The organism is Rhodobacter sp. Har01 (assembly GCF_020564565.1).
GTDB lineage: Bacteria > Pseudomonadota > Alphaproteobacteria > Rhodobacterales > Rhodobacteraceae > Pseudogemmobacter.
In genome coordinates, this window is the sequence record NZ_JAJCTD010000007.1 from 69,572 (window position 1) to 83,717 (window position 14,146).

At 68.4% G+C, this 14,146-nt stretch carries 13 protein-coding genes; 8 read left to right on the forward strand and 5 right to left on the reverse strand.

Annotated elements, in window-relative coordinates; genetic code table 11:
- The first annotated feature begins 22 nt into the window (after positions 1–22).
- Complete coding sequence (locus tag LHP98_RS16475) at positions 23–1,048, forward strand: four-carbon acid sugar kinase family protein (RefSeq protein WP_227253651.1); 1,026 nt, start codon at positions 23–25, stop codon at positions 1,046–1,048.
- Positions 1,045–1,740: a FadR/GntR family transcriptional regulator gene (locus LHP98_RS16480; protein ID WP_227253652.1), complete on the forward strand. Its 696-nt coding sequence runs from the start codon at positions 1,045–1,047 to the stop codon at positions 1,738–1,740. The genes LHP98_RS16475 and LHP98_RS16480 overlap by 4 nt, the downstream gene beginning before the upstream one ends.
- 6 nt (positions 1,741–1,746) lie before the next feature.
- Here LHP98_RS16480 and LHP98_RS16485 read toward each other — a convergent pair whose 3' ends face one another.
- The 4 genes from LHP98_RS16485 to LHP98_RS16500 are packed head-to-tail and all read right to left on the reverse strand — an operon-like array spanning position 1,747 to position 5,888.
- Complete coding sequence (locus tag LHP98_RS16485) at positions 1,747–2,874, reverse strand: iron-containing alcohol dehydrogenase (protein WP_227253653.1); 1,128 nt, start codon at positions 2,872–2,874, stop codon at positions 1,747–1,749.
- Between the two features lie 10 nt (positions 2,875–2,884).
- Positions 2,885–3,790: a dihydrodipicolinate synthase family protein gene (locus LHP98_RS16490; protein WP_227253654.1), complete on the reverse strand. Its 906-nt coding sequence runs from the start codon at positions 3,788–3,790 to the stop codon at positions 2,885–2,887.
- The gene (gene pdxA / locus LHP98_RS16495; protein ID WP_227253655.1) at positions 3,787–4,731 is read right to left on the reverse strand and encodes a 4-hydroxythreonine-4-phosphate dehydrogenase PdxA; all 945 of its coding nucleotides are present in this window, start codon (positions 4,729–4,731) and stop codon (positions 3,787–3,789) included. Before pdxA ends, LHP98_RS16490 begins: the two co-directional genes overlap by 4 nt.
- On the reverse strand, positions 4,728–5,888 hold the full coding sequence (locus tag LHP98_RS16500; RefSeq protein WP_227253656.1) for a sialidase family protein: 1,161 nt from the start codon (positions 5,886–5,888) through the stop codon (positions 4,728–4,730). The genes pdxA and LHP98_RS16500 overlap by 4 nt, the downstream gene beginning before the upstream one ends.
- 243 nt (positions 5,889–6,131) lie before the next feature.
- Between LHP98_RS16500 and LHP98_RS16505 the strand changes: the two genes are divergently transcribed.
- From LHP98_RS16505 to LHP98_RS16530, 6 genes are all read left to right on the forward strand, one after another.
- Positions 6,132–7,049 carry a DMT family transporter gene (locus LHP98_RS16505; protein ID WP_227253657.1) on the forward strand — a complete coding sequence of 306 codons (918 nt, stop codon included), beginning with the start codon at positions 6,132–6,134 and terminating at the stop codon, positions 7,047–7,049.
- A gap of 192 nt (positions 7,050–7,241) precedes the next feature.
- A complete protein-coding gene (locus tag LHP98_RS16510) occupies positions 7,242–8,741 on the forward strand; it encodes an ABC transporter substrate-binding protein (protein ID WP_227253658.1) in 1,500 nt (499 codons plus the stop codon).
- Positions 8,742–8,815: 74 nt separating this feature from the next.
- Positions 8,816–9,730, forward strand: a complete 915-nt coding sequence (locus LHP98_RS16515) for an ABC transporter permease (RefSeq protein WP_227253659.1) — start codon at positions 8,816–8,818, stop codon at positions 9,728–9,730.
- Between the two features lie 4 nt (positions 9,731–9,734).
- Positions 9,735–10,652: an ABC transporter permease gene (locus LHP98_RS16520; RefSeq protein ID WP_227253660.1), complete on the forward strand. Its 918-nt coding sequence runs from the start codon at positions 9,735–9,737 to the stop codon at positions 10,650–10,652.
- Positions 10,645–12,270, forward strand: a complete 1,626-nt coding sequence (locus LHP98_RS16525; RefSeq protein WP_227253661.1) for an ABC transporter ATP-binding protein — start codon at positions 10,645–10,647, stop codon at positions 12,268–12,270. The genes LHP98_RS16520 and LHP98_RS16525 overlap by 8 nt, the downstream gene beginning before the upstream one ends.
- Complete coding sequence (locus LHP98_RS16530) at positions 12,267–13,214, forward strand: 2-hydroxyacid dehydrogenase (protein WP_227253662.1); 948 nt, start codon at positions 12,267–12,269, stop codon at positions 13,212–13,214. The genes LHP98_RS16525 and LHP98_RS16530 overlap by 4 nt, the downstream gene beginning before the upstream one ends.
- A gap of 122 nt (positions 13,215–13,336) precedes the next feature.
- Here the strand turns inward: LHP98_RS16530 and LHP98_RS16535 are convergent, their stop codons facing one another.
- Positions 13,337–14,065, reverse strand: coding sequence for a GntR family transcriptional regulator (locus tag LHP98_RS16535; protein WP_227253663.1), 729 nt, complete (start codon positions 14,063–14,065; stop codon positions 13,337–13,339).
- Positions 14,066–14,146 lie beyond the last annotated feature (81 nt).

The window sequence follows — 14,146 nt, forward strand, 5'->3', positions numbered from 1 at the left end:
TCGCCTGCAAAAGAACGGAAGAATGGGGCAGGGCGAACAAATCGGGTTGTCAGATGGCGGGCTGCGGCTGGCGATCATTGCCGACGATCTGACCGGCGCGTTGGACGCGGCGGCGCCGTTTTCCGACCGGGGGCTGCGGGTGCGGGTGGCGACCTGCGCCGCAGCGTTGGCCGAGGCCCTGCGTCAGGCCGAGGTCGTGGCGGTTTCCACCCGGTCGCGCGAGATCGCGCCTCAGGCCGCAAGGGCGGCGGTCGCCGCAGTGCTGGCCGGTTTGCCGCCGGGGGTGCGGCTGTTCAAGAAGGTGGATTCGCGGCTGAAGGGAAACATCGCAGCCGAGTTGGCGGCGTTCCCCGAAGGCCCCGTGCTGGCGGTTCCCGCGCTGCCCGAGTTCGGTCGCGTGGTGACCGGTGGCGCTGTCCGGGGCTGGGGGATCGCGCCGCCCATCGCGGTCGCGGCGGCCTTGGGCCGGCCGGCGTTGGTGCCCGATGTGGCGACGGCGACCGAGATGGAAGCGGCGCTTGCCTCGGCGCCAGGGCATCTGGTCGTGGGCGCGCGCGGTGCGGCGGTGGCGCTGGCGGCCGGGATCGGGTGGGCAGAGGCGGTGCCGCCCGCTCTGGCCCTGCCCATGGTGATCGCGGTTGGCTCGACCGATCCCATCACACTGGCGCAGGTAGCGGCGCTGCGGGGGTTTCCAGGGCTGCGGTATGTTCCGGCGCCGGATGGGCGGGTGGAGGTTGGCCCGGCGCCGGGAGTGACACTGGTGCAAGCGGTGCCGGGGGATGGGGCGTCCTCGGGGCCGCAGATCGCGGCGGCGCTGGCGGCGACGGTGGTTCGGGCCGCAAGGGGCGCGGCGACCCTGGTGCTGACGGGCGGGGCCACGGCCGAGGCGGTGCTGGACGCGTTGGGGGTGCAGGTGCTGGACCTGCACGGCGATATGCAGCCGGGCTTGCCGCTGTCCAGCGGCGGCGGCTGGCGGATCGTGACGAAATCGGGCGGCTTCGGCGATGCGGGCGCCTTGTTGCGGCTGGCAGAAGGAGCAGGCGGATGATGGATCAGCCAGGGCGGCGGAAATCCCTGGGCGAGGCGGTGTTTGACCGGATGTTCAAGGCGATCAAGTCCGGCGCTTACGCGCCCGACGAACGCCTGCCCACCGAACATGACCTTGCAGCCGAGTTCCAGGTCTCGCGCCCCGTGGTGCGCGAGGCGCTGAAAAAGCTTCGCGATCAGGGCTTGGTCTATTCGCGGCAGGGCGCGGGCAGTTTCGTGCGGCAGCTGGGTATCCGCCAGCCGCTGGGCTTTGGCGCGGTGGAAAACGTCACCGGCTTGCTGCGCTGCTACGAATTCCGGCTGATGCTGGAACCGGCGGCGGCCGAGCAGGCGGCGACGCGTCACCGGCCCGAGACGCTGGAGCCGGTGACCGAGGCACTGGAGCGGCTGCGCGACGCGACGGCACGGCAGAAACACCGCGAGGACGCCGATTTCGCCTTTCACCTTGGCATCGCCCGGGCCAGCGAGAACCGGTATGTCGCCATCGCGATGGAAGCGCTGGAATCCCACATCGCCGTGGGCATGCAGTTCCACGGCCAAAGCCTGAAGCTTTCGCCGGGTGCGCTGGAACGGGTGTATCAGGAACACAGGGCCATTCACGACGCCATCCGCGAGCGCGACGGGAAGACCGCGCGGGCGCTGATGCAGGCTCACCTCGAGCATTCGCGCGACCGGCTGTTTCCGCAGGCCTGAGCGCGCCTAGAAGGCGGCGCGGTAGATCGCCTCGACCTCGGCCACCGACATGTCGCGCGGGTTGTTGTCCATCAGCCGGCGGATGGCGTGGGCCTCGGCCGCCCAGGCGGGCAGGTCGTCGCCGTTGGTGCCTTGGGCGGACAGGCGCATCTCAAGGCCAAGTGCGCGGCAGAAGCCGGCGGCGTGGTGCAGCACGGTGGCGGGCACGTCGCTGGCGGGAAGGCCGAGGGAGCGGAGGATTTCGGTCGTCTTCTGCGGCCTTGCCGGCGCGTTGAAGGCCAGCACATGCGGAAAGATGATCGCGTTGGCCAGCCCGTGCGGCAGGCCCATCCGGGTGCCCAGTGGATAGGCCAGCGCATGGCCGGCGGCGGTGTTCACCGGACCCAGGCACACCCCGCCGTAGTAGCTGGCCAGCATCATGCCCGCCCGCGCCTCGGCATCGGTGCCGTCCTTCACGCAGCGGCCCAGGTAGCGGCCGACCAGCGCGATGCCCTGGCGGGCGTAGCCATCGATCAAGTCATGCGCCTTGCGATTGGTGAAGGCCTCGACGCAATGCGCCATGGCGTCGACGCCGGTGGCGGCGGTGATGGCGGGGGGGACCGAGAAGGTTAGCTCCGGGTCCAGCACCGCGATGTCGGCAATCATCTGCGGGCTTTCCACCGCCATCTTGGCTTTGGTCGCCGAATTGGTGACCAGCGCTCGGATGCCGGCCTCGGACCCGGTTCCCGCCGTCGTCGCCACCTGTGCCAGCGCCGACAGCCGGCGCGCCACCTTGTTCGGCCCCACCACATCGGGCAGCACCTGAGCGCCGTCCCACAGGCAGGCGGCCAGCTTGGCCAGGTCCATCACCGACCCGCCGCCGAGGCCGACGACGAGGTCGGGTTCTACCCGCGCGGCGATTTCCAGCACGGCGGACAGCGCCCGGTCATCGGGTTCCGGCGGCACGTCCGGGAACAGCGTGACCTGCCCGGTCAGCCCCAGCTTGCCCAGCATCGGTGCGGTCCGCGGCGAGGCCAGCACCAGCACGCGGGAGAAATCCGCCGCCCATTCGCCCAGACGCGCCGCGGCGCCCATGCCGAACTCCAGCCGCTTCGGCTGATGCAGCGTGATGGCGCGGTCCATTCCGGTAGTCATCCGTGCCCCCTCATTCGCCCAGCCGTGCCATCTCGGCCCAGAGCTTTTCGCAGTCCGCCTTGCCCAGCGGCACCAGCGGCGGGCGCAGGTTCAGCCAGCCCAGATCGCCGCGCGACCGCGCCAGCATCGCCTTGACCGTCGGCAACTGCACATGGGCGTTGCTCAGGGTCCGCCAGGCAATGATGCGGTCCTGCGCGGCGGCGATCTCGTCAGCGCGGGCCGGGTCATTCCAGCCATCGAAGACCACACGCAGCGCATCGGACCGCAGGTTCGAGGTAGCGGTGATGCAGCCTGCCCCGCCCATCCGCAACAGCGGCAGCAGCAGCGGATCGGCCCCGGCCAGCACGCAGAATCCGGGGAAGCGGGTGACCATGGCCTGCATGTTCGCCAGATCGCCCGCGCTGTCCTTGATGCCGACGACGATGCCGGGGAAAGCCTCCAGCAGCCGGTCGATCAACTCGTGGCTGATCGGGACCTGTGTCATCTGCGGGATGTGATACAGGATCACCCGCAACCGGCTGTCGGCGACGCCTTCGATCACCTCGGCATAGAAGCGGAACAGCCCCTCGTCCGAGGCGCCCTTGTAGTAGAAGGGCGGCAGCAGGACACAGCCACGGGCGCCCGCCTGCACCGCATGGCGGGTCAGGGACACCGTCTCCGCCACGTTGCAGGCCGAGGTGCCGGGCAGAAGCTGATCGCCCCGAATGCCCGCGGCAACCGCGGCCTCGACCAGCGCCATCCGGTCGGCCGCGCCAAAGCTGTTCGCCTCGCCCGTGGTGCCCAGCAGCGCCAGGCCATGGGCGCCTTCGGACAGCAGCGCGCGGGCATGGGCGGTGAAGAGCCGCAGATCCGGTTTGCCGTCCGCCGAGACCGGGGTTGCGACGGCACAGTTCACGCCACCGAAAAAGGTTTTCATGCGTGCCTCCCGGCCGCCAGCCGCCGCGCATAGGCGATGGCCGCGTTCATGTTGATGTGCTTGGCGATGCCTTGGCCCGCGATGTCGAAGGCGGTGCCATGGTCCACCGAGGTGCGGTCGATCGGCAGCCCGACCGAGACGTTCACCCCGGTGTCGAAGGCCACCAGCTTGACCGGGATATGCCCCTGGTCGTGATACTGCGCGACGATCAGGTCGAACTCGCCGTTCCAGGCCCGGTGGAACAGCGTATCGGCCGAAATCGGGCCGCGGGCGTCGATGCCCTCGGCCCGGGCGGCGGCCACGGCGGGGGCGATCTGGGTCATGTCCTCGGTGCCGAACAGCCCGCCTTCGCCGCAATGCGGGTTCAGCCCGGCCACGGCGATGCGCGGCGCGGCATGGCCGAGGCGCTTCAGATGCGCGTCGCCCTGGCGGATGGTCTCCAGCACCCGCTCGGGCGTGATGCGGGCAATGGCGTCCTTCAGGCTGACATGGGTGGTGACGTGGATCACCTTCAGCCGGTCGGACGCCAGCAGCATCCAAGCCTTGCCCCCGGTCAGCGCGGCCAACATCCCGGTGTGGCCGTCATAGTGGTGGCCGGCCAGGTTCAGCGATTCCTTGTTGATCGGCGCGGTGACGATGCAGGCGATCTCGCCCTTTTCGGCGGCCCGCACGGCGGCCTCGATGAAGCGGAAGCTGGCATCGCCGCCGCGCGGGTCCAGCTTGCCCATCGGCAGGGGCGCACCCTTGATGGGAAGGTCGGTGACGCCGACATCGGAGCCCGGGTCGATGGGGATGGACAGCATCGTCGCGACATGCCGCAGGGTGGCGAGGTTGCCGAAGATGCGGGTCTGCGCCCGGTCTTCGACCGACATCTCGGCCACCGCCTTGAGGGTGATTTCCGGGCCAACCCCGGCAGGGTCTCCCATGGTGATTCCGATCATGGCGCGTCCTTTGGCAGGGCGGAAAGGGGCAGCCGCACATGCCTGATGGCGCGGCGATAGAGCGTATAGGCCAGGTCCAGGCTGCCGTCGGGAGCCTGCGACAGCGAGGGATAGGACAGTTCCAGGTTCCGCCCGTCGAGGCTGTCGTTCGTGAGGCAGGTGCCGGGGCTGTCTTCGACCAGAAGGCGGGTGGGGAAGGACCGCCCCCCGTCCGACGACAGGCACAGCGACAAAGGCCCGCGCGGCACGCCCCAGATCGGCGTGCAGCCGCCGGCGGCCTGCGGGCGGGCATCCTGGCCCAACTCGTCATACAGCGAGGCGCGGCGGTCCGGGCTCATGCTGGCGTTCACGGGGTTGCAGGCCAGGGCGAGGCGCCCGTCCGCCAGGCGGATCGCCGCAATGGACGAGTTGTTGTTGGGCACATCGGTCGGCTCCGGCACAGACCAGCTTTCGCCACCGTCGCGGCTTTCCGTTCGATGGACGAAATCTGCCTGCCGGCGGCGGAAGAAGGCGGCCAGGTGCTGCCTGTCCGGCGCACCCAGATCGACGATGCTCATGTGGACGCAGCCGGTCGAGGCAGGCACCTCGACCCGCCGCCAGGTGGCCCCGGCATCGGCGCTGATCGCGACCGAGGCGACGTCATGCCGACCGGTCCATTGCGCGCCGGGGGTCTGGACGCAGTGAAACAGCGGCAAGAGCCAGGCACCGTCCGGGCGGACATGCACCGGCGCGCGGACAAAGCTGCCGGGCGGCAAGGGCAAGTCTTGCGGCGGGCTGCCCTCGGTCCGCATCCGCACCGAGCATTCGTCCTGCCGCCCGCCCTTCGGCTGCGCGGTGTGCAGGATCAGCACCCGGCCATCGGGTGCCAGGACCTGCACCGGGTTCTGCTCCGACCGCTCGGCGTCGTCGCTGATCTGCTGCGCGGCCGACCAGCGGTCGGCGCCGGGGAACAGGGTGGATCGCCAGATGCAGATGTCGGCCTTGCCCTCAAGACTGCCGCCGAACCACAGGCAATCCAGCCGCCCGTCGGGGTGGCGGGACAGGAAGGCCGCGTGGTTCTGCACCATGGGCGAGGGCAGGATCGCCTCGGCCCGGCCGCCGGCATGCTCCAACGCGCCGGTCATGCGATTGGCGATCTCGGTCGGGGACAGCGGCACGGAAGATTCCCTCGCGGTTCTCTGGATGTGACCGGAAAACTGCGGGAAATTTGCATAGTTGTCAAGTTGATGAAGCAGTGATGTCCTCAATGCACTCTCCTATGAACAAGTCAAAACATTGAAATAGAACAGCTAAAAATTCCATTCTCGTCGGCGACAGGAGAAAAGGCAAACATTTGTTGACAAACTCACGGTCGCCGGCGATGGTTTTGGGTATTGCCCTTTTTCCCTGCCGGACCATGGATGCCCCCGCCCTCTCCCCCGACCCAGGACTCCGGCCCGCGCGACCGCGCGGCGCTGGTGGGCGTGGTGTTGATGATGCTGGTGGGCGTGATCAACGCGGTGGATGCGGTGATCGTGCGGCTGCTGGCGAAAGAGGTACATCCCTTCATCATCGGCCTGACGCGCACCTCCTTCGGCCTGCTCGCCATGCTGCCCTGGATCCTGTCGCGGCCGCAGATGCTGCGCACCAGCTACCGGCTGATGCATGTGCTGCGGGCGGCGCTGAAGCTGGCCTCGCTGATCGCCGTGTTCTTCGCCCTGGCCGAGGCGAAGCTGGCCGATGTCACCTCGATCGGCTTTGCCGCGCCGCTGTTCGTGACGGTGGGGGCGTGGCTTCTGTTCGGGGAAAGGCCGCAGGCGGTGCGGATCCTTGCGGTCATGCTGGGCTTTGTCGGGGTGCTGGTCGTGCTCAACCCCGACTGGACGGCCGGGCAAAGGGTTTCGCCCGCGCTGATGCTGGCGCTGCTGGGCGCGCTTCTGACCGCGGTGATCCAGTTGATGCTGAAGGCCATGGCGGGGAACGACCGGACCGATACGCTGGTGGCCTGGAACCTGATCGTCTCGGTGCCGCTGGCGGTAATCCCGGCCTGGCTGGTCTGGCAGACGCCCTCGGCCTTCCACTGGGGCCTTCTGGCGGTGCAGGGCGCGCTGGGCGCGCTGAACCAGACCATGGTCACCCGCGCCTTCCAGCTGGCCGATGCCTCGCTCGTGGCCCCGATCGACTTTCTGCGCCTGCCTTTCGTGGCGATCCTGGCCTTCGTGCTGTTCCAGGAGGTGGCGGGCCTTTCCACCTGGGTGGGCGCGGCGCTGATCTTCGTTGCCACCATGATCATGGCCGCCACCCGGCGCAGCCGGCCGCCGGCCGCGCCGGAGGCATGATCGTGGGACCCCTCTGGATTGATCCGGTCTTGTTTCATCGTGCATCAGCGGACGCTAGGATGAGCGGATTTGATGCACTAATATATCAGAAAATGCGCCGCACCCCGGAGGAGAATCGGGCGGCGCGGCGGGCCGCGTGTCGCAGCGCGGGCGGCTTGCGCGAACAAACGCTGTGGCGACATGGAGGAGAACGTGCGTAAGAAATCGGCCCTGATGGGTGGCATCGCCGCCCTTGCCCTTGCCGCCCCGGCTTTCGCCGAAGGCGAGATCACCATCGCCCTGAACGAGGAACTGGAAGTCGTCGAGCCCTGCATGGCCTCGCAGTCGAACATCGGCCGCGTGATCCTGCAGAACATCAGCGAGACGCTGACCGAGCTGGACCCGACCAACGGCCAGCTGAAACCGCGCCTGGCGGAAAGCTGGAGCGAGGTCGACGCCGACACCTGGAGCTTCAAGCTGCGCCCGGGCGTGACCTTCTCCGACGGCACCACGCTGGACGGCGCGGACATCAAGCACTCGATGGAACGCGCGGTGTCGGAAGCCCTCACCTGCGAGATCGGCGCCAAGTTCTTCGGCGGCATGAAGATCACCGTGGACGTCAAGGACGACACCACGGTGGAGATCACCTCGGACCCGGCGCAGCCGATCCTGCCCTTGCTGATGTCGACCCTGACCATCGTGCCGGCGGAAACCCCGATGGAGTTCGTAAGGTCTCCGGTCGGCACCGGGCCCTATGTCCTGGCCGAATGGAACGCCGGCCAGAACATCATCCTGACCGCGCGTGACGGCTACTGGGGCGATGCCCCGCAGGTCACCAAGGCGACCTACGTCTTCCGCAGCGACGATGCGGTGCGCGCGGCCATGGTCGGCGCGGGCGAGGCGGACATCGTGCCGCTGATCAACCAGAACGACGCCACCGACGCGGCGACCGACTTCAGCTATCCGAACTCGGAAACCACCTACCTGCGCGTCGACAACACCATTGCGCCCCTGAACGACATCCGCATCCGCAAGGCGATGAACCTCGCGATCGATCGTGATGCCTTCCTGGGCACGCTGATCCCGGCCGATGCGATCAAGGCTGTGGCGATGGTGGTGCCCTCCACGCTGGGCTCGAACCCCGACCTGACGCCCTGGCCCTTCGATCCCGACCAGGCCAGGGCGCTGGTGGCCGAGGCCAAGGCCGACGGCGTGCCTGTGGACACCGAGGTCGAGATGGTCTGCCGGATCGGCAACTTTCCGAACGTGGTCGAGGTCTGCGAGGCGCTGCAGCAGATGTTCGCCGACGTCGGGCTGAACGTGAAGCTGAACATGATGGAAGTCGCGGAATGGATACAGGTCTATTCCAAGCCCTTCGCCGAGGACCGCGGCCCGCGCATGGTCATGGCCATGCATGACAACAACCGCGGCGACCCCGTCTTCTCGATGTTCTTCAAGTATGCCTGCGAAGGCCTGCAGTCCGGCCTCTGCGACGCCGACCTCGACAAGATGATCGCCGAGGCCACCGCCGCCACCGGTGACGCCCGCGCCGAGGCATGGAAGCCGGTGTTTAAGCGGGCGCACGAGGACCTGGTGGCCGACGTCTTCCTGTTCCACATGGTCGGCTTCAGCCGCGTGTCGGAAAAGCTGGACTTCGTGCCCACCATCGCCACCAACAGCGAACTGCAACTGTCGCAGATCAAGTTCAAGTAGGCTGACGTGATCCTGGCGGCGGCGGGGCACCCCCTGCCGCCGCCTTCACTTCCGGCACCGGCAAAGGGGGGCGGATGCGGAAATTCCTGACCAGACGCGCCGTGGCCAGTGCCGTCTCGCTCCTGGTGCTGATCGTGATGGTGTTCTTCCTGTCGCGGCTGACCGGCGACCCGACACAGCTTTACCTGCCGGTCGATGCCAGCCTTGAGGCACGCGAGAACTTCCGCAACCTGCACGGGTTGAACGACCCGCTGATTGTCCAGTTTGGCCGCTACGTCGGCGACCTGCTGACGCTGGATTTCGGCGACAGCATCCGCAAGTCCCGCCCCGCGCTGGATGTGGTGATCGAGGCGTTCAAGTGGACCCTGACGCTGGCGCTGATCACCATGGTCCTGGTGTCGTTTGCGGCGATCGTCTTCGGCGCGCTGGCGGCCTTCAACGTGGGCGGAGTGTTCGACCGGATCGCCACCTTCTTCTCGCTGATCGGCGCCTCGGCCCCCGATTTCTGGATCGCCATCGTCGCCATCGTGCTGTTCTCGGTCAACCTGGGCTGGCTGCCCACCTCGGGCACCGGCACGCTGTGGCACTGGATCCTGCCCATCGCGGTGCTGTTCATCCGGCCCTTCGGCCTGATCCTGCAGGTGGTGCGCGGCAGCATGATCACCGCGCTGTCCTCTCCGTACGTCAAGACCGCCCGGGCCAAGGGCGTGCGGCCCCGCCCGGTGATCTTCGTCCACGCCCTGCGCAACGGCATGCTGCCGGTGATCACCGTGATCGGCGATCAGGCGGCGGGGATGCTGAACGGCGCGGTGGTGGTGGAAAGCATCTTCGGCTTTCCCGGCGTGGGCAAGCTGATGATCGACAGCATCCTGCAGCGCGATTTCGCGGTGGTGCTGGCCGCGATCATGGTCACCGCCTTCGCGATCTTCCTGATGAACATCCTGATCGACATCGCCTATGCGGTGCTCGATCCGCGCATCCGGTATTAGCGCGATGGCCGACATCGCCCCCGTCACCCCCGCCGAAAAGGGCCGCCTGCGCAGCGTGCTGGCCATGCTCTGGGCCGACAAGCCGGCGTTCGTGGCGGCGATCTTCCTGTGCGTCGTGCTGGTCTGCGCCCTGATCGGCCCTGCGCTGCTGGACGCGGTGGCGACCAAGCAGAACCTGCGCGGCCGAAACGCGCCCCCCTTCGACCTGTCGAAGGGCTGGCTCTTGATCCTGGGCGGCGATGCCCTTGGCCGGCCGCTTCTGGCGCGCATCATCGTCGCCGCGCAGAACACCATCGCCATTGCCGCCGGGGCGGTGGTGGCCTCGATGATCGTCGGCTCGGCCCTTGGTCTGGTGGCAGGCTATTCCCGCGGCCGCTGGGCGCAGATCATCCCGCGGCTGGCGGATGTGATCATGTCCTTCCCCTCGCTCTTGCTGGCGGTGATCGTGCTCTATATGCTCGAACCCTCGGCGGCCAACATCATCCTCGTCCTCGCGATCACCCGCATCCCGGTCTACCTGCGCACCACCCGGGCCGAGGTGCTTGAGGTCCGCGAACGCATGTTCGTGCAGGCCGCCCGCGTGATGGGCGCCTCTGACGCCCGCATCGTGTTCCGCCACATCCTGCCGGTGGTGCTGCCCACCCTTCTGACCATCGCCACGCTGGATTTCGCCTTCGTCATGCTGGCGGAATCCTCGCTGTCCTTCCTCGGCATCGGCATCCAGGCGCCTGAAGTGACCTGGGGCCTGATGGTGGCCCAGGGCCGCCCCTACCTGACCAGCGCCTGGTGGCTGTCGTTCTGGCCGGGCCTGGCCATCATCCTGACCACGCTTTCGCTGAACCTTCTGTCCAACTGGCTGCGCGTGGCGCTTGACCCGCAGCAGCGCTGGCGGCTGGAAATGGGGGGGCGCAAGAATGGCTGACCACCTGCTTGAGGTCCGCAACCTTTCGGTCACCTTCCACACCGTCCGCGGCCCGGTCCACGCCGTCCGCAACGTCAGCTGGCACCTCGACCGAGGCGAGGTGCTGGCGATCCTCGGCGAAAGCGGTTCCGGCAAGTCGGTCTCCGCCAGCGCGATCATGGACCTGATCGACTGCCCGCCGGGCCAGATCACCAGCGGCGAACTGCTGTTCGAGGGGCGCGACCTTCTGAAGATGGGCCGCGAGGAACGCCGCGACATCAACGGCAAGCGCATCGCGATGATCTTCCAGGACCCGCTGTCGCATCTGAACCCGGTCTACACCGTGGGCTGGCAGATCGAGGAAACCATGGTCATCCACGGCACGCCCCGCGCCAGGGCGCGGGCGGAAACGCTGGCGCTCTTGGCCAAGGTGGGCATCCCCAACCCGGGCCAGTCGGCGCACAAGTATCCGCACCAGTTCTCGGGCGGGCAGCGGCAGCGGCTGATGATCGCCATGGCGCTGGCCCTGCGCCCCGACATCCTGATCGCCGACGAACCGACCACCGCGCTGGACGTCACCGTGCAGGCGCAGATCCTGGACCTGCTGGAAAAGCTGCAGGCGGAAACCGGCATGGGCCTTCTGCTGATCACCCATGACCTTGGCGTGGTGGCCGAGGTGGCCGACCGCGTGGTGGTGATGAACGGCGGCGAGATCGTCGAGCAGGGCAGCGCGGCGCAGGTCTACGCCAACCCCCAGCACCCCTATACCGCCCGGCTGATCGCCGCCGCGCCCGGCAAGGGCGAGATGCCGCCCGACCGCGCGCCCGCGCCGCCGCTGCTGGCCGTCTCGGGCCTGTGCAAGCGCTACGGCGAGTTCACCGCGCTGGAGGGCGCCGATTTCGCCCTGGCCGAAGGCGAGACGCTGGCCATCGTCGGCGAAAGCGGCAGCGGCAAGTCGACGCTGGCCAAGTGCCTGCTGCGGCTGGACGAACCCACCGGCGGGCAAGCGCTCTACAAGGGCGCCGACCTGTTCCGCCTGTCGCCGAAAGACCTGTTCCGCATGCGGCGCGACATCCAGATGGTGTTCCAGGACCCGACGCAAAGCCTGAACCCCCGCATGTCGGTCTATGACCTGATCTCAGAGGCCTGGGTGATTCACCCCGAAATCCTGCCGCGCGCGCAGTGGAAGGCCCGCGCGGCCGGGCTTCTGGCCCAGGTCGGCCTCTTGCCCGAACACATGCACCGCTACGCGCACCAGTTTTCCGGCGGCCAGCGCCAGCGCATCGCCATCGCCCGGGCGCTGGCATTGGAACCCCGCGTCATCATCTGCGACGAAGCCGTCAGCGCGCTGGACGTGTCGATCCAGGCCCAGGTGATCGAGCTTCTGGCCGACCTGCGCCGCCGCTTCGGCCTGTCCTACATCTTCATCGCCCACGACCTGCCCGTGGTGCGCGATTTCGCCGACCGGGTGATCGTGATGCAGGGCGGGCGGATCGTCGAACAAGGGTCGGTGCGGCAGATCTTCGACGCCCCGCGCGAGACCTATACGAAGAACCTGCTGGCCGCCTCGCTGGACCCCGACCCCGCCGTGCAGGCCGCCCGCCGCGAAGCCCGCCATGCCGCGAAGGTGCCCGCATGAAGTCCGACGTTCTGGTCCTTTACCCCACGCTTGCCCCGCAACTCGCCGTGCTGGACGCGACTTACACCCTGCACCGCTACGACCTGGCCGATGCCGCCGCGCGCGAGGCCATGCTGGACGGCCCCGGCGGCCGGTGTCAGGCCATCGTGACCAACGGCCATGCCGTGCTGACCCGCGAGATGATCGAAAGACTGCCGGCGCTGAAACTGGTGGCCTGTTCCAGCGCGGGGTATGAGACGATCGACCACGACGCCCTGACCGAACGCGGCATCCGGCTGACCAACACCTCGGAGGCGCTGTCGGACGATGTGGCGGACATGGCGATGCTTCTCCTGATGGCCAGCCGCCGCAGCCTGATCGCGGCGCACGCCTATGTCGTCTCGGGCGACTGGGGCCGCAAGGGCATGTTCCCGCTGCAATCGGCGCTGAAGGGCAAGCGACTGGGCATCGTCGGCATGGGCAGGATCGGCCAGGCCATCCTGCCCCGCGCGCAGGCGATGGGGCTGGACATCGCCTATTTCAGCCGCCGCGAACGGCCCGGCCTGGGCCTGCCGTTCCAGCCCGACCTGCTGAAGCTGGCGCAATGGGCCGATGCGCTGATCGTCATCGTCGCCGGCGGGGCAGGGACGAAGAACCTGATCTCCGACGCGGTGATCCGGGCGCTGGGGCAGCAAGGCACGCTGGTCAACGTCAGCCGCGGCAGCGTGGTGGACGAGACCGCCCTGATCGCCGCCCTGCAGGACGGCGGCCTCGGCGCCGCCGCGCTGGACGTCTTCTGGAACGAGCCGACGCCAGACCCCGCTCTGACCGGCCTGCCCAACGTGACCCTCTTCCCCCACCACGCCAGCGGCACGGTGGAAACCCGCAACGCCATGGCGCAGCTGGTGGTCGACAACCTGGCCGCCTTCTACGCCGGCCGGCCGCTGCTGACCCCGGTCAACTGATGCGCGCGCCGGTGACCGGGGCTTCTTGAGGCATCGGCGCCGCCGGTGGACCTGTCCGTCTCTACGGCCATACGCGCCATCCAGGTCGGCCAGCAGATCGTGATCTGCGGCGGCGGCTCGCTTCAGGCGGAAAAGAACTGCGGGTGCTGGTCGCGCAGCAGGTCCAGCCGCGCCAGCGTCTGGCTCAGGTGCCCGCGGATCGCCTCTTGCGCGGCCTGCGGGTCATGCGCCTCCAGCGCCGCGACAATGGCGCGGTGGCCGTCCAGGATGTGGCGGATCTTGCCCTCGCCCGGCAGGTCCAGCCGCCGCAGCCGGTTCAGGTGCCCCGACCGCGATCGCAGCAGTGCATACAGCCCCGGCTGGCCGGCGCCGGCCATCAGGGTCTGGTGGAACAGCTCGTCCATCTCCTGGAACGCGGTGATCTCGGAGGGGTTGCCGGCCAGCGCCTCCTGCAGCGCCAAGAGCGTCTTCAGCCGCCCGATCAGCGCGGCATCGGCGGTTTCGGCCAGCCGGCGCAGCACCTCGGTCTCGACCGCCAGCCGCAGGAAATGCGCCTCGCGGATCTGTCCGGCGTCGATCCGGGTGACCACCGTGCGCGACTGCGGATAGATGTCCACCAGCCCCTCGGTTTCCAGCTTTTGCAGCGCCTCGCGCAGCGGGGTCTGGCTGACGTGATATTCCGCCGCCAGCTCGCCGCGCGACAGCACCGTGTCGGGCGGCAGGTCCATCGAGATGATCCGCTGGCGCAGCGATTCCAGCGCCCGTGCCGCCGCCGATTGCGGCGTTCCCGGTATCAGCCCAAGCGGCCCGAAACGGTGCAGGACCTCGGCCAGCTGCGTGTCTTGTGGCATCCGTTTTCCCCTTGCCGCAGACCTTGCACGGGTTTTTCGGCGTTGCAACGCCGGGCGCACTAATATATTAGTGGATCAAAT